Here is a 19577-nt window from a genome sequence, read left to right on the forward strand (position 1 = left end):
GACCGGTGCAGGGCGCGGGCCGCTGTCAGCCCGCACGGTCCCGCGCCGATGCCGAGGGCCTGCCGCCCGGCGGTCACGGGCCTACGGGTGCGATGCGCGCGACCAGTTCGTCGGTGCCCTCCTCGGTCCTGCGGTACATCCAGGCGGTGCCGGCGGGTGCCCGGCCGAGGAGGTACTCCACGACCGGTTGGTGATGGGGCGGCCCGGTGGTCCCGGCCATCGCCCGCAGGGCCTCGTCGACCGGGAGGAAGCGCGCCTCGACGATGTCGCCGGAGGGATCGTCCGACACGGTGATCCGGCCCTCCCAGGAGTCGTACGCGAGCGCGCAAAGGATCGCCGAAGGGTACTCGGGAGTGTCGTGGTGGACGACGAAGGCGAGGCCCGTGGGTTCGCCGACCTCCAGCCCGGTCTCCTCCCGGAGCTCGCGGCGCAGGGCCTCGTGGATCAGCTCGCCCGCCTTCACCCCGCCGCCCGGCAGGGACCAGGCGAGCGGGCCCCCGTCGGCGACGACCTCGCGGACCAGCAGGATCCGGTCCCCGGACCGCACCAGCCCGGCCACCACCTGGACGCGGGGCCTGACCTTCGTCGCGGTCTCCGGCGCGGGGGCGTCGGACCGGCTCATCGGGAGTTCCCTTCTGTGATCACGGTGAGGGTGCTGCTGCGAGCCGATCCCGCGGGGGCGCTGCGGGTCCGGGCCAGGTCCGGACGCCCCGGCGCTAGGCGTCCTCGACCTCCAGGCCGTAGGCGACGACCGCCTGGTGCAGTCCCCCCGGGTAGCCGGCGAGGGCGGGGGTGAAGTCCCAGTTCCCGGCGGCGTCGCGATCGAACCGGCCGAGGCGCATCGCGGTGTTGGCCGCCGCGCCGTCGGCCAGGTGCACCACGGCCGGGGCCTGGTCGGCGCCGGCTTCGAGGATCAGCGCCGGTCCGGCGAACCCGGCCATGGTGGCCGCCGGGTGGTTCCCGGTGTCGGCCGCGGCGACGATGACGAGCCGGTCGGCGTCGGCGGGAAGTGCGTCGAAGTCCACCATCAGGCAGGCGTTCGCGTCGCCGTAGCCGGTGACCAGCCGCACCGAACCGTCGGGCGTGGAGCCGTTGTTGTAGAACACCAGATGTTCGTCCGACAGGGCCCTGTTCCCCTGGCACACCAGGGCGGCGATGTCGTACTCCTCCTCGCCGGTCCAGTGCAGGAGGAGCCGGGCGGGCTCGGTGGCCAGCTCGATCGCGGGCAGGTCGTCGGCGTTCCGGTCGTCGGCGTCGGCGGAGCCGTGGTGCGCGGGCGCGAACACCTCGTGGAAACCGTGGTGCTTGAGCAGGCCGACCAGCTCGGCACCGTTGATCAGCGTGATGGGCTTGCCCGCCACGAACTGGTGCGAGCTCGGGCCGAACCGGCTGGTGGTGACGAGGACGGCCTTCGTCGCGGCCCGGTCGTGCTGGAGCGTGCCGTACAAGTCCCGTACGGCCGACGGTGTCACCGTGTCCCGGTACCGCTTCACCTGCACGATCACGTTCCCGCCGCGGAAGGCGTCCGTGTCGATCCCGCGGACGTCCACCCCGCCGTCCCGCGAGCGTGCCGTGAGCTCGACCTTCATGCCCATGGCCTCCATCAACCGGGCTATGAGCTGCTCGAACTCGACCGGGTCCATCGCCAGCAGGAGCTGGAGCTCGCGAACCCGTTTCGCCATCCGGCCGCGATTCGCGTTGGTGTCGTCGCGGAGGTGGCGGAACAGCATGCGCTGCGCGTGGCGCTCGCTGGTGTCGGGGTTGCTGAGGCGATGGAGCTTCCGGCTCCGGGCCATACGGTGCTCCCTTGCAGGGGTGGCTGGTTGGGCAGGCGTCACGGTAGACGAATCGCCGACGCGGCGTCAGTCCTGTGTCGGAACTGATAGTAGGCCCTGCGCCCGAGCGCTCCTGCGAGCATGAACATGACTGTCGATCCGTCAGTTGACCTGGGGGAAGAAGGAGTTGGAAATGCTCCGATCGTCCGTCGATGCCGGCCGAACATCGCTTCTCGCCCAGGTGGCGACGGATACCCCGCGCCGGGCGTGGTCGCTCATTGCGGCGGGCGAAGTTCCGGTACCCCCGCATGTCTTCGTACACGATTGACCTTTGCGGTGGTACCACTGGCCGAGGAGTTGTGATTCGGACACTTCGGGATGGAGAGATCCGTGGGTTACCCAGAGGCTGTTCTCGATGGGCAGTACGACAACCTGTTTGCGCGCGTCGCCGGCTACCTGCCGGAGAGCCGGCAGGCCATCGACGAGTGGCAGGCCGATCTCGCCCTGCAACTGGGCGTCGGAGGTGAGAAGTTCAGCCCGGGGGTTCGTGAGCTGGAGCAGCTGATCAAGCGTGACGGGATCATCCGGATGTACGTGACCCAGATGATCGAGGAGGTTCCACCGCCGCACCGGTACATCAACGGCGTCGACGAGTTGCTCGCCGCCCTCGACCTGATCAGGAGGACCGCGCCGCAGTACAACCCGAACCGCGAGAAGCGGGTCTTCTTCCCGATGTCGGCGCTCTTCGTCTACATGATGATGACGCCGGCCGGTGAAGCCCTGTTCCGCAACGAGAAGTTCAACCGGGCGGTCCAGCGGATCCTGAAGGAGTGGTGCGACCACCTGAACGGCGACAAGAGTCTCGGCGTCCTGACCGAGAAGGAGAACGGCTGGCTCTCCCCGCCCGCCGCGAAGGAGTTCGACCTCGACGAGTACGTCACCGCGGCGGACCGGAAGAAGCCGCACTGGGGCTTCACCTCGTTCAACGCGTTCTTCCACCGGGAACTCCTCCCGGGGAAGCGGCCCGTCGACACCGATCCGGCGGCGGTCGTCTCGGCCAACGACGGTACCGTGTTCAGGATCGCGCGCAACATCAAGGAGACCGACGAGTTCTGGCTCAAGGGGCAGCCCTACTCGCTGGTCGACATGCTGAACGGCAGCCCGTACACCACGAGGTTCCTCAACGGGGACGTCTTCCAGTCGTTCCTCGCCGGGTCCGACTACCACCGCTGGCGCTCGCCGATCGACGGTGTCGTCAGGAGCGCCGAGGTCGTCGACGGCCTGATGTTCAGCAACGCGGAGTCCGCGGGCGAGGATCCGACCGCCGGGACGTACTCGCAGGGCTACCAGGCCTCCGTCAACACCCGGGGTCTGGTGTTCATCGAGAGCCCGGACCCGAAGATCGGCATGGTCTGCGTCATCCCCATCGGCATCACCGAGATCTCATCGGTGACCATCGGGGTGAAGCCCGACCAGCCGGTCAAGAAGGGCGACGAACTGGGCTGGTTCAGCTACGGCGGCTCCAGCATGTGCCTGGTCTTCGAGCCGGGGAAGGTCCGGTTCGCCGACGGCCTGAAGCCGAACACGAAGATCCGGGTGAGCGCGAGGATCGCGACCGCCGTTCGGTGACCGTGAGCGCGGGACCTCCGCACTCCGCCGGGCCCTCCGGCCGGCCCGGAGCCCGAGGCGGGTGGCGGACGCGTCGGGCGCCCCGGTCAGCGGCGCGCGGTGCGGCGGGCGGGCGGGGTGATGCGGACCCGCTTCGCGGCGGGCGCGCTCTCCAGGTCGTCGAGCTGCGCGAGGATCGTGCTGCGCAGGTCGTCGTCGTCCTCGAAGGCGTGGTCGTTGAACAGCGTGTAACCCGTCCACATCAGGTTGGCGCAGACCCGCGCCGGTACCCGGCCGGTGCGGGCACCCATGCCGACCAGGGCCACCGACCCGATGCTGCCCGGGGCCAGCCGGTTCTGCCGGTGGACCGCCTGGAACGCGGCGGCGCACGCCAGGGCCACGTTCAGGGTCTCGCTCACGTTCTGCGAGGACTCCTGCATCGTCGGGGCCGAGATCAGGAACTTCGGGTTGGTGGCCCCGGAGGGCACGCACACCGCGCTGCCCACCGGGAGCGCCCCCGCGTGGCGGTCGCGTATCGCCCGCTGCACGCGCAGCTGGATGCCCGCTCCCAGGTGCCGCTTGACCACGGCGTCGACCCCGCCGTCCATCCGGCCGCGGGAGTTGGTGGGGCTGACCCACGCGTCGACGGCCTCGTCGAGGATCGACCCCTGGCGGATCTCGATTCCCGGGGTGTCGGCGAACGCCGCCCGCCAGGCCTCCACCACCGGCGCGTTGATGTCGGTCAGTACCACCCTGAGCGGCGACTGCGCGCGGTCCGTGGTCATGGTCCACTCCCCTTCGAGACTCGGTTCCCCTACTGGCCATGACGCTATCGGGCCCCACTGACAGGCCGCCCTCGGTCCCGGCGCCGGCTCCCGCGGGTACGCCGCCCGGGTACCGAGCCGGGGCGCCGGGCCGGCCGTCGACTGTCGGACCCGGCCGGTACAACAGTGGAGTCCGCCGCAGATATGACGGGCCATCACGGGCGGCCGGGTTGCCGGCGTCGCTCCGTGCGGCGTCCCGTCATGTCCGCCGAAGCACGGCTGTTCGGAGTCACACCACCATGAGCGATGCCAACGCCCCCGCCCAGTCCGACCCGAGTGACCCGCTGGCGCTCGCAGAACTCTTCAAGGGCGGCGGTGAACCGTGGCTTCCGCTGCTGAAGCCGGTCATCGAGGCGCAGCCGGACGCGGCCGCGTTCATCGGTCCGGGCCGCGGCCCGGACGTCGTCCCCGTCCGTGAACTGACCTTCCAGGCGCTCAAGCCCAACGCGCCGCACCGGTGGAAGGTCGTCGTCTTCGGCCAGAACCCGTACCCGAGGCCGGAGAGCGCGACCGGCATCGCCATGTTCGACAACACCTTCCACGACTGGAAGGACAGCCAGTTCGGCCGGGTGGTCAGCATCCGCTGCATCATCAAGGCGGCGGCGATGTGGAAGCACGGCATCCCCAAGAAGACCCCGATCGCGGACATACGCGCGCTGCTGAAGAAGCAGGACACCGTGCAGCCGCCGGAGTGGTTCCAGGCGATGCTCACCCAGGGCGTCCTGCTGCTGAACGCGGCACTCACCGCGAGCAGCGACGGGACGACGGCGACCGACCGGCACACGGCGTTCTGGCGGCCGGTCGCCGAGCGGATCGTCGAGGAGATCCTCAGGGCCAAGCAGAACGCCGACGAGGAGGACCGGGGCGTCGTCTTCGCGTGGTGGGGAGCGCACGCGCGCAGCCTGAAGAAGGTCGTCCTCCAGCTGCAGAAGAAGTACCCCGACGTCGAGGTCCGGCACATCGACCACGCCAACCCCGCGGCGCAGGGCGACATCTTCTGCGACGGCGACCACTTCGCCACGGTGAACGCGGCCCTCGCGTCGCTGGGCGCCGACGCGATCGACTGGCTCCCGGCCAAGGGGTGGAACGAGCACGCGGCACAGGCCGGCGGGGCGGGCGGCGACACCGCCGAGCGCATGGGCGCGTTCATCGCGTCCACCATGGAGCTGCACCAGCTGTACCTGGAGCGGCTCGCGAGCGTCAAGGACGAAGGGCTCGTCCTCCCCGCGATCACCGGGGTGTTCGACACCCCGCTGATGGAGTTCCGGGAGGCCGTGGCCCCGGTGGCCGAGCTGCTGTCCGGACTGGACCGGCACATCGAGCGGTCCCACGCGTTCGGCACCGGGCGGGCGGAGGAGGCGACCGGCGGGCTCTCCGCGGAGGCGATCGCCGCCCTCTACCTCTACACCTGCGAGTCCGCGTTCTACCGGGAGATCAACGCCATCCTGCGCTCCCCGGACCGGAGCCGGATCGTCCCGTACCTCCCGTACCTGCGGCTGCTGTTCTCGGCGGTGTCGCAGCTCCCCGCCCGCACGGAGCCGCTCTGGCGCGGGGTCGCGCTGGACCTGCGCGCGCAGTACCCGCTCGGACGGACCGTCACCTGGTGGGGCGTCTCCTCCTGCACGCCCCAGCTCGGCGTGGCACGGGGGTTCCTCGGCAGCCGCGGCCGGCGGACGCTCTTCCAGGTGCTCCCCGTCCGGGCCACGGGCATCCAGCGCTACTCCGCGTTCACCGGCGAGGAGGAGTACATCCTCCTGCCGGGCACCCAGCTCAAGGTGACGGACGTGAAGACCGAGCGCGGCGGTCTCTGCACCGTGACGCTGACGGAGCTGGCGGAGCAGACCCTCGTCTCCTGAACGGAGCGGTGTTGGAGCGGGGCGGGCCGCGCCGGCACGGAGCGGGCCGGGCCGGGCCGGGTACGCCGGTGGGCCGGTGGGCCGGCCCCGCTCAGGTGTCGATCCGGTGGGCGGCCCAGAACGGGGTCAGGTCCTCGGTGGTGGCGGCCCGGGCCGCGGCCGTGAAGGCGGCGGTGCTGCTCACGCCGTACCAGTGCGCGCGGGCGTAGCCGCGGAGCAGCCGGGCCATCGCGTCCGCGCCGATCAGCCGCCGCAGGTCGTGCAGCGCGCAGGCGCCGTAGTCGTAGACGACCACCCCGTACCGGGCCGGGTGTCCGTCCCAGTACGCCATGTCGTTGGTGATCCGCTCCTGCGGCTCCGACCACGCGACCGTGCTCCAGCAGCCGGCGCCGTCCCGGCCGAGCGCGAGGTCGGTGGCGTACTCGGAGAAGGACTCGTCCAGCCAGGGCTGGTGGTACTGGTCGTCGCCGACGATGCCGTACCACCACTGGTGCGCGATCTCGTGGACGAGCGCGGTCGTCTTCACCCGGTCCAGGACGAACCCCGGGTACTCCATGCCGCTGAACCAGAGGTCGTTGTCCAGCACGACGTCCAGCTCCGGGTACGGGTAGGCGCCGAACGCGCGAGCGTGCGCGTCCAGTGCGGACTCGGCGGTGGAGAGTATGGCCCGGGCGTCCGCCGCGCCGACGCCGGCCGTGGCCTGGACGGTGACCGCGACCCCGCCCGCGGAGACTCCGGAGACGGTGTGGAACGGACCCGCGGACCAGGCGAAGTCACGCACCTGCCGGGCCGTCGCGGTGGTGACGGTCCGTCCGGCGGCGCCCGGGGCGTCGGCCGAGCTGCCGGTGGCCGGTACCCCGAGGCCCGCCGGACGGTCGAACACCACGGTGAAGTCGGCGGCCAGGGCGTAGAAGGACTCCCCGGTGTCGGTGAACGGGTCGAGGTGCCAGCCGGCGGCGTCCAGGACCGCGAGCACCGGCAGGGCGTTGCCGAAGTGGCTGTACGCCCCGTGCCGCCCGAACCGCCCGGCGTGGTCGGTTAGTTCGGGCGCCCGGATGTCCAGGTCGAAGCCGATCGTGTGGCGCTCTCCCGGGCGGAGCGGCGCCGGCAGGGCGATCCGCAGCACGGTGCAGCCCGCCGACAGGACGGCCGCGGCGGCCCCGACCAGGTGCGACACGGTGACCGGCGGCGCCGCGCAGCCCCCGTGGGCGTTGCCCCAGAGCCGTAGGAAGACCTCCGGGAGCGACCGCGCCGAGACATTGGTGAAGCTCACCCGCTCGTGCCCGGACCACTGGCCGCCCGTGGCGTCGCCGGTCAGCTCGACCGTGTAGGCGGCCGCCGCCGGCGTCCCGGCCGGCCCGGCGCGCCGCCCGCCGCCGGGCGGCGCGAAGCCCGTCGCGGTGGCGATCAGCGCCAGGCAGGCGAGAAAGGCGGCCAGGAGCCGGGCGGGCGGGCTGCTCATCGGGTGTTTCCTCGGGAGTCTGTCTTCTCAGGAGCCTGTTTCCGCAGGAGCCTGTTTCGTCGGGAGTCGGGAGTCGGTGGCTGGGAGCCGGGAGTCGGTGGCCGGGGCCGCGCGCAACGCGATCGGCCCCGGCCACCGACTGCCGGGCGCCGGCCGGTCAACGGTCGCCGTTGCCCTCCCGCTGCCTCAGCACCGCCAGGTCCACCGCCCGGTCGAGCGCCGGCAGGCAGTCGGCGAGGTCCGTGTGGACCACGTACTCCACCGAGGCCACCGTGTGCAGGCCCTGGACCAGGAAGGTGTACTCCCTGCCGCGCTCCAGCAGCAGCACGATCGGCTTGCCGAAGGCGCTGGCCCACCCGATCTCGATGTGGGTGCCCGGGGAGGCCGGGTGGCCCGGCAGAGCGACGAAGACATCGGCCTTGCGGATCTCGTCCTGGTCGATCTTGGTGCACTGCTCCGGCCGCATCAGCTCCGCCCCCCACGCCTCCCGGCGGTGGGCGTTGTGCACGGAGAGCCCCTGCGACTCGAAGTGCTTGATCAGGACGTCGAACGGGGCCCGGGCCTCGGCCGGCATCTCACCGGTCTCCGGGTCCAGGAGCTGGATGAACGGGCCGGCGAGGAACACCGAACGGATGCCCAGGTCGGGGCGGGAACCGTTGGTCAGCGTGATGGTCATGGGGATACCTCCGGAGCAGCGCCGGTGCGCGGTGTCGGGTGGGAGCGGGCCGGGTGGGAGCGGGCCGGCGCGGTGGTGGGCCGGGCCGGCCCGAGGCTGGAGCGGTGGGCCGGGTCAGTCCTTGCGGAAGCACTGGATGTAGGCGTCGCCGGTGGTGCCGCCGTGGGTGTACTCGGTGGTGTCGTACGCGACGAACGGGTGCCGCTCGACCCGGATCGAGCGGAAGTGCGGCAGGTACTGCCAGCGCAGCTCCGGCTTGGTGCTGAAGAACGGGAGGAACACCCCGCCGGGGCGCAGTACCCGGACGACCTCCGGCATGGTCCTGGCCCACAGCTCGGCGTTCGTCCAGACCTCCATGTCGAGGGCCGGGTCGAAGAACATCCCGTCGATGCTCTCGGACGGCAGCTCGAAGACCCGCTGGAAGAAGTCGCCGCGCTCGATCGCGAGGTTGTCGGGCAGCTGGGGGTGCCGGGCCCGGAAGAGGTCCTCGACCTCGTCGAAGAGCTCCAGGACGGTGTGCTGCCGGGTCGCCGGGTTGCCGGCGATCCGCAGCGCGGACAGGCCGAGGCCCAGCCCCACCTCGTAGAAGTCCTGGCCGTACTCGCAGAGCATGTCGGCGCTGGCCCACATCAGGTCCCGCTCCCAGGCCTGCATGGCCTGCTCGCCGCCGATGCTGAGGGTCACCTCGCCGTTCTGCTCGATCAGTTCGATCGCGGGCTTGGTCTGGCTCTCCATGGGTCTCCCTTGGGGTTGCGGGGGTGGGTCAGGCGCTCCGGGGGACGACCCCGAAGTGGCGCCGGGCCGTCGAGACGGCGAGGTCCTGCACGGCGAACACCGTGAAGTAGTAGGCCTGCGGGGCGGTGGCGGCGGCGAACCGCACGCGGAACCCGACCTCCTCGGACTGCCCGCCGGTGAGCCGGATCCTGGTGGTGACCGGCTCCACCGTGGTGTCCTCGCGCAGGTAGCTCGGGACGAAGAGGCCCAGCCGGACCGGGCCGGTCCGGGCCGCGGTGACCAGGGCCCGGACCTCCAGCACCCCGCCCTGCTCGACCTCGTCAGCGGCGTGGGCGAGCAGCGCGGGGGCGTCCGGGAGCTGGAAGGTGACGTCGCCGCAGCGCATGCAGACGGCGCACGTGGTGTCCAGGACGTGCGGGAGCAGGCCCCGCCGGGTGAACTCCTGCGCGGGGCGGCCGCAGTGGCAGGTGACCTCGCGCACCCGCGGGTCCAGGCTGCTGCGGTCGCCGAAGTGCGCCGGGTAGTTCATCAGCTCGTGCTCGGGGTTGGCCGCGACCTGCTCGGTGATCACATGGTCGAGGGACTGCAGGTCCGCCGTCAGCGAGGCCTGGATCTGCTCGGGCGACTGGTCGGCGAGATGGGTCGGCCTGGCCACCCAGAGGTCGACCTTCCGGGCCAGCCTGGTCAGCCGGGGCCGCAGCGGGTGGTTGTGCGGCAGCAGTTCCGAGGCGAGGTAGGCGGTGAGCCGGGCGCCCACGGTGAGCAGCAGGGGGTCGGGGCGGTGGTCCGCCGGGGCCGGCGGCGGCGGAGTGTCCTCCGGCGCGCCCGGCAGGCCGAAGCGCATGAACGCCGGGTAGGGGTGCGAGCCGGCCAGACTGGCGTTGAGGGTGTCGACGGAGTCCGCGCCGACCAGGGCGCCGTGCATCCAGGCTACGTTCTCCGGCCGGTCCGAGTCGTGCACCGATACGGCCGAGACCACCGTGCGGGCCGGTCCGTCGAGCGCGTTCAGCAGCAGCTGGTACTTCGGGTCGTACAGGGCGAGGTCCGCGAGCGGGCCGCTGTTGCACGCGCTGAGCACCAGCTCCACGGCCTCCACCCGGTTGAGCGGGACGAGCTTGTCCTCCGGCTTGTAGCAGGGCAGCCCGTAGGCGCAGCGCGGGCCGAGCAGCCCGGGCACGGCCGGGGCCGAGCCGTTCAGGCCGCAGATGGTGAACTCGCCGAGGTTGACGCTGTCGTCCTTGCCGTGGCCCTGGAAGGCCACCCGCCGCCACCGGGTGCCCAGGATCCGGGCCTGGATGTCCTCGCGGTCGAAGTCGCGGTCGTCGAAGACCTGGACGCCGGGCAGCCGGGGCGGCCGGTCGGTGTCGGTGAACAGGCCCAGCGCGTCGATGTCGAGGGCCGGCTCCGCGTACTGCTTGGCCACGTTCCAGCCGACCGAGGCGTCGTCGCGGCCGCTCAGCAGCGTCAGCCCGTGCCGCCGGCCGCGGTAGGTGGCCAGCAGCAGCGACCGGACGGGGTCGAGGGTGAGCCGGTCGTAGCGGCCGACGAGCAGCAGCGAGCCGCTGTGCCGCTCCTGGAACGCCGCGACGTCCGCCAGTTCCTCCTCGGCCACCCACGTCCGGGCGAGCGGGCGGGCCAGCTCCGCGAGCCCCTCGGGCAGCTGCGCCGCGCCGAGGACGATCCCGACGTCCAGCGGGTGCGGCGGCCGCAGGCCGCCGTACAGCCGGCCGGCGAGTTCGACGCTCTGTGCCAGATCGGCCCGGTCCTCGGTCGGCACCGGCACCGGCAGGAGCTGCGGGGAGGCCAGGAACTCCCGTACGGCCTGTGGTAACTGGTCCCGGGTGACCGGACGGAACAGGGGTGCGGGTTCGGACGGCAGGTCGGGCCGCTGGTCGGTGGGGGCAGCGTTCATGGTGGACCACCTCGCGTAGTCCGCGCCGGGAGGGCCGCGGGAGGGAAGGGGAGGGACAGGGTGGCAGGGGCAGGGGCAGGGGCAGGGACAGGGTGGAAGGGGGAGGGGCAGGGAAGGCGGGGAGCGGTCCGCGCGTGAGCCGACGGGCGGCCCGGTCGACGGGACGACAGGTCGATGAGGCGATGTGTCGACGGGCGGCACGGCAAGGAGGATGACGGATCGTCGGATCATCGGATCGACCCGCCGGGTGGTCGGCGAGGAGGGTCTCGGGTGGCCGGCCCGGCCCTCATGCCGCGCACTCCACCATCGGTACCGCCCGCCGGGTCAGCAACCCCCGGCAGGCGAAGGCGAGTCCGGCGGCCGCCAGGGCGGTACCCGTCGCCACGGCGAACACCGCGCGTGGTCCGAGCGGGTCCATCAGCAGTCCGCCGGCCTGCTGGCCCAGCGCGTCGCCGAGGACGGTGGCCAGCGAGGCCCAGGTGAACGCCTCGGCCAGCGACCGGCCGTCGGCGATGCCGCTCACCAGGGTCATCTCGCTGGCGGAGACCAGGGCGATCGGCGCGCTGCCCACCGCGAGGGCCACCGCGAGGCCCACCTGGGAGCCGGCGAGCAGTGTCAGACCCGTCCCGAGGGCGTACGCCAGCAGCAGCCGGGGGAAGCGCACCTGGGGGGCCACCTGGGACTGGGACCGGCCCAGCCAGAGGGCGCCCAGGGCGCTGCCGACCCCCCAGCAGGCATAGACCAGGCCCGCGCCGCCCGGAGGCCCGTGCCGGTCGACGAAGGCCGGGATGGCCAGCGTCAGCAGGCCGATGGGCACCGCGGAGAGCGCCATGATGCCGGTCAGCGCCAGCAGCGCCGGCTCCCGCAGGGGGCCCAGCGGATGGCGGGGCTCCGGCGGGGCCCCGCCCGCGGCGTCGGCGGGGCCGGCATCTGCGGGGCCGGCCTCGGCGGCGTCGGTGCCGCTGGTGCCGGCCGGCAGCCGGGTGTGCGCGAGCCCCAGCGTGCCGAGGCCGCCCACCACCGCGATCGTGGTGAGCGCCAGGCCCGCCGAGCCGACCAGCATCAGCGCCGCCAGCATCAGCGGCGCACCGATCACCAGGACCTCGGTGAGCAGCGCCTCCCAGAGGTAGGCCGTCTCGCGTTCCTCCTCCCGGAGCGGCAGCCGTGCCCAGAGCGAGCGCATGCAGGCGTTCGCGGGCGGCAGCACCGCCCCGGCGACCGCCGCCGCCGCAGGCTGCGCCCACCCGCCGGGGTGGGTGAACCACACGAGGACGGCCAGCGCCGCCGGGTAGGCGACGGCGGTCGCCGTCAGCACCGCCGCGCGGCCGCGACGGTCGAGGTGGCGGGCGATCAGCGGGCTGCCGAGCGCCATCCCCAGCGTGTACAGCGCGGCGACCAGGCCGGCCTGGGCGTAACTGCCACCCTGCTCACGGACCGTCAGGACGAGTGCCAGGGACATCAGATAGACCGGCAGCCTGGAGACGACGCTCCACCAGGCCGCCCCGGCCACCCGGGGGCGTGTGAGCAGATCGAGGAAGCGACGGGGCAGGCCGCTGGTCACGTGGACGGTCTCCGTTCCGTGGCCGCACGGGGCGGCGAGTCGGGTGCCGGGCCGCTGCGCGGGCGGGCGGCACGGCGGGATCAGGTGGGGACGACGTCGGCCTCGCGGGCCGGCACCACCTCGATCGTGAACCGGTCGAGCACCTCGCGCATGCGGCTTTCCACCTCCTCGAGCGACCCTCCCACGACATGGGCGTACCCCGAGGCGTTGTGCGAGGCCCGGCGGGCCGTCACCCGGTCACCGGCACGGACCTTGAGGACGGCGTCGACGACCCCGGGCATCCCGAGGAGTTCGTCCCGGGAGGTGATCCGCCGGATCGTCCCGGAGCCGGGCAGCGGCAGCAGCAGATCGCCCGCACAGCGGCGCTCGCGGTAGTCCAGCTCCGGCCGGCGGCCGAGGTACACCGCCAGCGTGGCGCCGAACACGTCGAAGCCGTACGCGTGGCCGTGGTTGGCAGGGATCTCGCAGCCCGCCAGCCGTACGCCGATCTCGCCCGCGTACACCTCGCCGTCGATCAGGAAGAACTCCATGTGGGCGTACCCGTGGTCGATGTCCATCCCGGTGACGATGCGCTGGACCAGCGCCCGCACGTCGACCGGCGGCCCTTCGCCGGTGCCGACGCTGATGTTGGCGTTCATCGCGCCGTCGACGATGTCCAGCGGGCGGCAGGGCATCGCGCTCGGCCACGCGTCCAGGACCTCGCCGCCGAGGATGACCGCGCACACCTCCCACTCGGTACCGCCGAGGTGCTCCTCCACCATCCACCGCCGCGCGGCGAGGTCGATCCCGGCGAGGTCCCCGGGCCCGGTGAGCCGGTAGGTGTCCACGCAGGCGAACGAGTCCACCGGCTTGAGCACCACCGGCCAGCCGTGCAGCTCGGCGAACCGCTCGACCTCGGCGCCCGACCGCACCCGCGCGAACTCCGCCGTCCGCAGGCCCAGCTCCCGGAAGCGGGCCTTCATCGCGGCCTTGTCCCGCACCAGGGAGACCTGCTGCTCGGTCAGGTGCGGCAGGCCGGCGAGCGCCGCGAACCGCTGCGCCACGGCCTGCCGGGGCTCGGACGGGTTGCAGAACCTGGTCGGCGGCACCGGCAGCCCCGCGGCCCACTCCCGGTAGCGCCGCGCCTCCTCCGCCGGGGTCGCACCCTCGCGCACCCAGAAGGCCGGCAGGTGCGCGGTTTCGAGGAGGTAGTCCTCCGGCAGGTCCAGGCGCGTCTCGGCGAACCGCAGCAGGACCAGCCGGTCGGCCAGCGCCCGGGCCGCGTAGCGGGTGAAGGACGACGGACGGTCGTCCACCATCAACAGCACCTCGGTGTCGCTCACACCGCCTCCAGCACCTGACGGACGGCCTTGGCCGCGAGGACCTGCTCCTCCTCGGGGAGCTCCGGGGAGAGCGGCACGCACAGGGTGCGGTCCAGGAGGTCCCTGGTCCGGGCGAAGCCGTCGCGGCTGAGCGCCAGCGGCGCGTCCGGGGCGTGGTTCCACGGGAAGCCGTCCCGGTAGAGCGACCGGCGGCCGGTGAGCACCGGGTGCTCGGGCAGCAGGTACTTCCCCAGCGTCCAGTTGGCGATGCCGGCCGCGGTGAGCGCGGCCACCGCGGAGTCCCGCAGCTCCTTGCTCTCGCAGCGGAACCGCAGGCTGACCTTCACGTCGCCGGCGGCCCGGGGCCGGACCTCCAGGTCGGCCCGGTCGGGCAGCTCGGACATCGCGATGGCGTACATCCGCTCCAGGCCGGCGAGCAGCGTGTCGAGGTGCCGGAACTGCTGGCACTGGACGGCCGCGACCTGCTCGCTGGTCACGAAGTTCTCGCCGAAGTGGGCGTCCTGGTTCCACGTCGGGTAGTGGCCGGGGACCCGCGCCGAGCCGTGGTCGTGGTAGCAGCGCATGGTCGACCAGGCGCTCTCGTCGTTCGTGACGAGCAGCCCGCCCTCGCCCGAGGTGAGGACCTTGTTGTGGTGGAAGCTGAACGTGCCGGCGTAGCCGGCCGTCCCGACCTGCCGGCCGTCGGGGAAGCGGGCGCCGAGGGACTGCGCGCAGTCCTCGACGAGGTAGGGCACCCCGGCCGGCAGCGGCGCCACGGTGCCCTCCATGTGGGCCACGATCACCCGCTGCGCGTCCGACGGCACCAGCGTCGGGTCCATCGAGAGCGAGTCGTCGGCGTCGACCAGCACCGGGATCAGGCCGCACGACAGCACCGCGCCGGCCACCGCGACGAACGTGACCGCCGGGATGTGGACCAGGTCACCGATGGCGGGGCGGGTCGAGATCAGCGCGAGCCGCAGCGCCTCGGTGCAGTTGTGGACGGCCAGGGCGTGGCCCGCGCCCAGCCGCTCGGCGACCGTCCGCTCCAGCCGGGAGGCCATGCTCTCGGTCTCGGTCTGGTAGCGGAACAGGACCTGGTGCTCGATCACCTTCCGCAGCTCCGACATGTCGGACCAGTCGAGGTAGTTCGCTCCGTAGGGCAGGAAGCGCTGCCCGAGCCGCTTGTCGAGTGAGCTCATGCGTCCGACTCCGTGATCGGCTGCGCCGAACCGTCGACGACCATCTCCTGGCCTCGGTGGTTGCGGAGCAGGAGGCCTTCGGGGATCTGGGTGAAGGAGGGCTGCGCGATGGGGATCTTGCCGATCTTCGTGGTCAGGACGTACTGGGGGACGCCGAACCCGGTGATGTGGCCCTGGAGGCCGGCCATGATCTCCCAGCCCTTCTCCACCGACGTCATGAAGTGCGAGACCCCGGTGACGTTGTCGCAGTGGTAGAGGTAGTACGGCCGGACCCGGATCCGCAGCAGCTCGGTCATCAGCGTGCGCATGGTGTCGACGTCGTCGTTGATCCCGCGCAGCAGCACCGTCTGGTTCCCGACCGGGATCCCGTGCCGCAGCAGGCGGTCGACGGCCGCCGCGGCCTCCGGGGTGATCTCCTTCGGGTGGTTGAAGTGGGTGTTCAGCCAGACCGGGTGGTACCGCTCGAGCATCGAGCAGAGGCCCTCGGTGATCCGCTGCGGCAGCAGAACGGGGAACCGGCTGCCGATCCGGATGATCTCCACCGAGGGGATCGCCCGGAGCCCGGCGATGATCTCCTCCAGCTTGCCGTCCTGGTAGGACAGCGGGTCGCCGCCGGTCAGCAGGACGTCCCGGATCTCGGGGTGGTCGGCGATGTAGCGCAGGTCCTCGTCGTAGGAACCGCCCTCGTCGTCGCGGAAGTAGGTGCCGTCGACGTCGGTGGTGTGGAACTTGCGCGTGCAGTGGCGGCAGTAGACCGGGCAGGCCTCGGTGACCAGCATGATCACCCGGTCCGGGTACTTGTGCACCACCCGGTTGGTCTTGCGGTAGAAGGTGTCCCCGACCGGGTCCACCTCGGCCCCGGGGAACTCCATCAGCTCGCCGAGGGCCGGCACCGCCTGCAACCGGACGGGACAGCCGGGGTCGTCCGGGTCCATCAGCGAGGCGTAGTACGGGGTGACGCTCCAGCGGTACTTGCCCGCCACCCCGGCGATGGCCTTCTCCTCGTCGGTGCTGAGGTTGATCCACTGCCGGGCCTTGTCGACGCTGGTGATGCGCCGGCGCATGTGCCAGCGCCAGTCGTCCCAGTCGCTCTCCGGGACCCTGGGACGGATCAGTTCGGGGCGGGTGACAGCCGTGGGTTCGCGAAGGGTGTCGGACATGGCGGCTCCAGCACGACGTGATCGACGGGGGAGAGGTGGCCGGACCGGGCGGGGCCGGACCGGCGGGCTGACGAGGTGAGGGGAACGGACGGGGGCGGCGGGCTCACAGTGGTGCGAGCGCGAGTTGGCGCAGGGTGCGGGCGACCCGCTGCGCGCCGCGCAGGTCGTCCAGGGCCGGGTCGAGCAGCTGCCACGGACCCGCCGCTGCCCTACCGCCCGCCGAGGCCCTCCCGGGCGCGGACGGCGCCCAGAGGCCCGGATCATCGGGATCCTCGGCCGAGGGCAGGGGCAGGACCTCGGCGACCCGGGCGGCCACGTCCCGCTGGGCGGACCCGAGCGGTGGCAGCAGGGCCAGCGGCGCCCGCCGTGCCTGGGCCAGGGCGAGCGCCCCGAGCACCGGCGAGGCCAGGAACACGGCGGCGTCGGCATGGAGCGCGTCCGGGTCGACCTCGGCGGCCCGGTGCACCCACAGGCCCGGACGCCCGGCCGGGCCGCCCAGGGCGGCCCGCAGGAGGTCGAGCCCGGTGTCGGCGACCACGGTGCAGCTCCCGGTGCGCCGCACTGCGGCGTCGGCCAACGCCGGCAGTGCTCCGGTGGCGAAGGCCTCCGCGTCGGCGTCCGGTACGCGCCACAGGGAGAGCAGCAGGAGGGTGCCGGAACGGTGCCGGCTCCTGCCGGTGCGCTGCGGTGCGAGGACCCCGGTGGGCCGGGCCCCTCGGGCACCGGGCCCGGGCGGTGGCAGCCACCCGGGCCGGTGGGTCCGGGCGAGGGCGCGATCCGGCGGTGCGTCGGCTGCCGGTGCGCCCGCCGGGTGACCGGAGGTCAGGTGCACCACCGGCACGCCCAGGCCCAGCAGCCGCTCGGTGGCCGCCACGTCGTCGCAGACCAGGGCGGCGACCGGTGGCGGGTCGAGGTCGGCGGGGCCGACCCGGCGGAGGTCGCCCAGGTGGGCCGCGACCCGGCGCAGGGCGAGCGTCGAGTCCAGCTGGTCCGCCCGGGCCGTCAGCAGGACGCGCGGGCCGTGCCCGGCTCCGACCGTACCGGTCGCGCCGGCGGTGCCGGTCGGCACGCCCCGGGTGCCTGGGGCGCTCGTGGCGCTCGGGCCGGGGTGCGCCGAGGCCTGCTGACCGGAACTCAGTAGTGCCATGGTCCCACCGCCCCGAGCCGGGCCACGTCGTCGCTGTATCCGGCGGCGGTGGTGGAACACCCGTTGCACACCTCGGGGCCGCGTTCGCGGAACCAGTCGGCGTGGGTGCGGAAGACCGGGGTGTCCAGCCGGATCACCCCCTGCTCCCGCAGCGGGGCACCACCGGGGCCGTCGTCGCCCTCCCGGTGCGGGATGCAGCTGCACGCGTACATCCGCCCGTACTTGCCGTCGATGTAGATGACGTCGTCCGCGACGTGGCAGAGCGGTTCGGCGGCGCGGGGGGTGACGGACCTGGTGAAGTACCGCTCCTGCTCCTGCGGGGTGTCACCGTAGAACCGCTTGCCCATCGGGACCAGCCGCTCGGCCGGGTCGGCGTCGTAGATCGGATCGCAGACGCTGCGGACGTGATCGGCGTCCGGGTAGGTGATGCTGCGGTCGAGCTTGAGGGCGGACAGCTCCCACTGCCGCACCCCGGCCTCGGTGAGGACCTCCTGGAGCCTCGGCATCTCGGTGTAGTTGTGCGGCCCGACCACGGTGTTCACCCGGGGCAGGACGCCGAGCTTCACGGCGTCGCGCAGGCCGGCCAGCCCGCTGTCGAACATGCCGGGGGAGCGCCGGTAGACGTCGTGGGTGGCGCCCGAGGCGCCGTCCAGGCTGACGATCACCTGGGCCAGGCCGGCCTCGGCCAGCGGCGCGGCCATCCGGGGCAGCATCGAACCGTTGGTGATGAGGGACATCCTCATCCCGGCGGCGGTGCCCGAGCGCACCAGCTCCACCACGTCCGGGTGCATCAGCGGCTCGCCGCCGGTGAACCGGACGTAGCCCACGCCGGCCTCGCGGGCCTTGGGCAGCAGGTCGTCGAAGTCCTCCCGGGAGAAGCGGAAGGTGTCGCGGGAGAGGGCGAACTCGCACATGAAGCAGTCGGCGTTGCAGGCTTCCAGGATCCGGATGAAGAGGTAGCGATCACGTGCACGCACGGAGGGGAGACCTTCCAGACGATTCACGGGACGGGTGGGGCGGGGCGGGGTACGCCCCGGGCGGGTCAGGAGGGCTCCGGTGTGCTCAGGACACCGAGCAGTGCGTCGGCCACCTGGGCCGCCCCGCCGGTGCCGATCGTGGTGGTGAGCGCGCCCCAGTCGTCGACGCCGGTGGACCGGTGCAGCGCCGCCAGGACACCGTCGCGCAGGGCGGTGCGGACGGCCCGGTGGTCGTCGCCGACCGCCGCCCGCCCGATCGAGTCGTAGATCAGCTCCAGGGCGTTGTCCTCGCCCTCGGAGCGGAGCGCCAGCGCGCCGTCCTCGACCAGCACGTCCTTGGGCCAGAGCACCCGCAGCGGGGCTCCGAGCGCCTGGCTGTGGTACCGGCCGTTGAAGATCTGGCTGAGGTTCTGCGGCGGCAGGCAGACCGTGGGGACGCGCAGGCCGCCCGCCTCCAGCAGGGTGGTCAGGCCGGGTGAGGTGAGCAGGACGTCGCTGTCGGCCAGCCGCTCCAGGAACGCGCCGTGACCGAGTGCGCCGGTGGTCGTGCGGGGCGGGGCGATCGACGCGTCCACGAGCCGGCCCGCCAGGTCGGCGGGCAGGTTGCCGGCGATGTGCACCTCCTCGACCCCGTGGGCGGCGAGGGCCTCCAGGGCGGCCGGGACGACCAGGCTCGGATAGTGCCCCGGATCGCCGAGCTTCGGCGCGCGCAGACCGCCCAGGCTGACCAGCGCCCGGCGGTACGGGCGGCCGGTGCTCCGCCGGGCTCCGGCGGGGGCCGGCTCCGGCGCGCGGGGCCCGGCGATGACGGCCTCGACCCAGCGCAGCGCCCGGGCGTCCGCCAGGACGTCCAGGCACTCGGGCGGCAGCTCGACGCTCTTCTGGGCGCAGTACACCGTCGCGTCCAGCGGCAGCGCTGCCCGGTCGCCCTCGGACCAGAGGAAGGGCAGGCTGTCGACGAACACCGTGGGCACACCGGCGGCCAGCAGCGCCGCGGCGGCCGCGCCGTCCAGGACGACCACGGCGGCCCGCACGCCCTGCGACCGCACGAACTCCCGGACCGCGGGGGCCAGTCGGCCGGGATCGTCCGGCAGGTCGTGCCAGGCGTCCACCGCGTGCTCGGCGAGCAGCGGGCGGCCCAGCCCCGAGGCCAGCCCGACGAACCGCAGCGGAGGGGCCGGTCGCTCCCGCAGGGCGGAGAGTACGGCGCTCAGCTTTCCCGAGCTGCCCCAGCCGAATTCCGCTCCGACGAGTGCGACGGTGGCGGGACCGGACTGCGAGAGGTGGTTGTCGGAGTGCGCAGTGAGATCGGACGACATCGGATATCTCTCGCCTTCCTGGCAGGGCCGGCAGGGTCGGGATCAGGCAGGGTCGGGATCAGGAG

At 72.9% G+C, this 19577-nt stretch carries 16 protein-coding genes; 2 read left to right on the plus strand and 14 right to left on the minus strand.

The annotated features are described in order from the left end of the window. Nucleotides 1-73 precede the first annotated feature (73 nt). Nucleotides 74-622: an NUDIX domain-containing protein gene (locus ACWDRR_RS01835; RefSeq protein WP_449770190.1), complete on the minus strand. Its 549-nt coding sequence runs from the start codon at nucleotides 620-622 to the stop codon at nucleotides 74-76. Nucleotides 623-716: 94 nt separating this feature from the next. Then, nucleotides 717-1796 carry a restriction endonuclease gene (locus ACWDRR_RS01840; protein WP_449770191.1) on the minus strand — a complete coding sequence of 360 codons (1080 nt, stop codon included), beginning with the start codon at nucleotides 1794-1796 and terminating at the stop codon, nucleotides 717-719. Between the two features lie 369 nt (nucleotides 1797-2165). Here ACWDRR_RS01840 and ACWDRR_RS01845 point away from each other — a divergent pair, with 369 nt between their 5' ends. Next, a complete protein-coding gene (locus tag ACWDRR_RS01845) occupies nucleotides 2166-3404 on the plus strand; it encodes a phophatidylserine decarboxylase associated domain-containing protein (RefSeq protein WP_449770192.1) in 1239 nt (412 codons plus the stop codon). 86 nt (nucleotides 3405-3490) lie between these two features. Here ACWDRR_RS01845 and ACWDRR_RS01850 read toward each other — a convergent pair whose 3' ends face one another. After that, nucleotides 3491-4168, minus strand: a complete 678-nt coding sequence (locus ACWDRR_RS01850) for a macro domain-containing protein (RefSeq protein WP_449770193.1) — start codon at nucleotides 4166-4168, stop codon at nucleotides 3491-3493. Nucleotides 4169-4446: 278 nt separating this feature from the next. Here ACWDRR_RS01850 and ACWDRR_RS01855 point away from each other — a divergent pair, with 278 nt between their 5' ends. After that, a complete protein-coding gene (locus tag ACWDRR_RS01855) occupies nucleotides 4447-6063 on the plus strand; it encodes an ADP-ribosyltransferase domain-containing protein (RefSeq protein ID WP_449770194.1) in 1617 nt (538 codons plus the stop codon). Nucleotides 6064-6154: 91 nt separating this feature from the next. Here ACWDRR_RS01855 and ACWDRR_RS01860 read toward each other — a convergent pair whose 3' ends face one another. The 11 genes from ACWDRR_RS01860 to ACWDRR_RS01910 form a co-directional block, all read right to left on the minus strand. After that, nucleotides 6155-7525 (minus strand): M1 family metallopeptidase, encoded by a 1371-nt coding sequence (locus tag ACWDRR_RS01860; protein ID WP_449770195.1) that lies wholly within the window; start codon nucleotides 7523-7525, stop codon nucleotides 6155-6157. 157 nt (nucleotides 7526-7682) lie between these two features. Beyond that, entirely contained in the window at nucleotides 7683-8201 is a 519-nt protein-coding gene (locus ACWDRR_RS01865; protein ID WP_449770196.1) for a nucleoside 2-deoxyribosyltransferase, read from the minus strand. A 114-nt stretch (nucleotides 8202-8315) separates the two neighbouring features. Further along, nucleotides 8316-8936: a class I SAM-dependent methyltransferase gene (locus ACWDRR_RS01870; RefSeq protein ID WP_449770197.1), complete on the minus strand. Its 621-nt coding sequence runs from the start codon at nucleotides 8934-8936 to the stop codon at nucleotides 8316-8318. A gap of 28 nt (nucleotides 8937-8964) precedes the next feature. Further along, nucleotides 8965-10848 (minus strand): hypothetical protein, encoded by a 1884-nt coding sequence (locus ACWDRR_RS01875; protein WP_449770198.1) that lies wholly within the window; start codon nucleotides 10846-10848, stop codon nucleotides 8965-8967. Between the two features lie 286 nt (nucleotides 10849-11134). Next, nucleotides 11135-12409 (minus strand): MFS transporter, encoded by a 1275-nt coding sequence (locus ACWDRR_RS01880; protein ID WP_449770199.1) that lies wholly within the window; start codon nucleotides 12407-12409, stop codon nucleotides 11135-11137. 80 nt (nucleotides 12410-12489) lie between these two features. After that, a complete protein-coding gene (locus ACWDRR_RS01885; protein ID WP_449770200.1) occupies nucleotides 12490-13731 on the minus strand; it encodes an ATP-grasp domain-containing protein in 1242 nt (413 codons plus the stop codon). Then, complete coding sequence (locus tag ACWDRR_RS01890; protein WP_449770201.1) at nucleotides 13728-14909, minus strand: DegT/DnrJ/EryC1/StrS family aminotransferase; 1182 nt, start codon at nucleotides 14907-14909, stop codon at nucleotides 13728-13730. Before ACWDRR_RS01890 ends, ACWDRR_RS01885 begins: the two co-directional genes overlap by 4 nt. Continuing rightward, nucleotides 14906-16069: an arginine 2,3-aminomutase gene (blsG, locus tag ACWDRR_RS01895; RefSeq protein WP_449770202.1), complete on the minus strand. Its 1164-nt coding sequence runs from the start codon at nucleotides 16067-16069 to the stop codon at nucleotides 14906-14908. The genes ACWDRR_RS01890 and blsG overlap by 4 nt, the downstream gene beginning before the upstream one ends. A gap of 103 nt (nucleotides 16070-16172) precedes the next feature. Then, nucleotides 16173-17216, minus strand: coding sequence for a CGA synthase-related protein (gene blsF / locus ACWDRR_RS01900; RefSeq protein ID WP_449770203.1), 1044 nt, complete (start codon nucleotides 17214-17216; stop codon nucleotides 16173-16175). Then, complete coding sequence (blsE, locus tag ACWDRR_RS01905; protein WP_449770204.1) at nucleotides 17204-18193, minus strand: cytosylglucuronate decarboxylase; 990 nt, start codon at nucleotides 18191-18193, stop codon at nucleotides 17204-17206. Before blsE ends, blsF begins: the two co-directional genes overlap by 13 nt. Nucleotides 18194-18258: 65 nt before the next feature. Beyond that, nucleotides 18259-19512, minus strand: a complete 1254-nt coding sequence (locus tag ACWDRR_RS01910; protein WP_449770205.1) for a hydroxymethylcytosylglucuronate/cytosylglucuronate synthase — start codon at nucleotides 19510-19512, stop codon at nucleotides 18259-18261. Nucleotides 19513-19577: the final 65 nt, after the last annotated feature.

The sequence above is a fragment of the Kitasatospora sp. NPDC003701 genome (assembly GCF_053587085.1).

Coding starts and splice junctions, on each gene's coding strand:
- ACWDRR_RS01870 (WP_449770197.1), bottom strand. CDS start 8,936: ATGGAGAGCCAGACCAAGCCCGCGATCGAACTGATCGAGCAGAACGGC.
- blsG (WP_449770202.1), bottom strand. CDS start 16,069: ATGTCCGACACCCTTCGCGAACCCACGGCTGTCACCCGCCCCGAACTG.
- ACWDRR_RS01835 (WP_449770190.1), bottom strand. CDS start 622: ATGAGCCGGTCCGACGCCCCCGCGCCGGAGACCGCGACGAAGGTCAGG.
- ACWDRR_RS01865 (WP_449770196.1), bottom strand. CDS start 8,201: ATGACCATCACGCTGACCAACGGTTCCCGCCCCGACCTGGGCATCCGT.
- ACWDRR_RS01855 (WP_449770194.1), top strand. CDS start 4,447: ATGAGCGATGCCAACGCCCCCGCCCAGTCCGACCCGAGTGACCCGCTG.
- ACWDRR_RS01860 (WP_449770195.1), bottom strand. CDS start 7,525: ATGAGCAGCCCGCCCGCCCGGCTCCTGGCCGCCTTTCTCGCCTGCCTG.
- ACWDRR_RS01850 (WP_449770193.1), bottom strand. CDS start 4,168: ATGACCACGGACCGCGCGCAGTCGCCGCTCAGGGTGGTACTGACCGAC.
- ACWDRR_RS01890 (WP_449770201.1), bottom strand. CDS start 14,909: ATGAGCTCACTCGACAAGCGGCTCGGGCAGCGCTTCCTGCCCTACGGA.
- blsF (WP_449770203.1), bottom strand. CDS start 17,216: ATGGCACTACTGAGTTCCGGTCAGCAGGCCTCGGCGCACCCCGGCCCG.
- ACWDRR_RS01840 (WP_449770191.1), bottom strand. CDS start 1,796: ATGGCCCGGAGCCGGAAGCTCCATCGCCTCAGCAACCCCGACACCAGC.
- ACWDRR_RS01910 (WP_449770205.1), bottom strand. CDS start 19,512: ATGTCGTCCGATCTCACTGCGCACTCCGACAACCACCTCTCGCAGTCC.
- ACWDRR_RS01875 (WP_449770198.1), bottom strand. CDS start 10,848: ATGAACGCTGCCCCCACCGACCAGCGGCCCGACCTGCCGTCCGAACCC.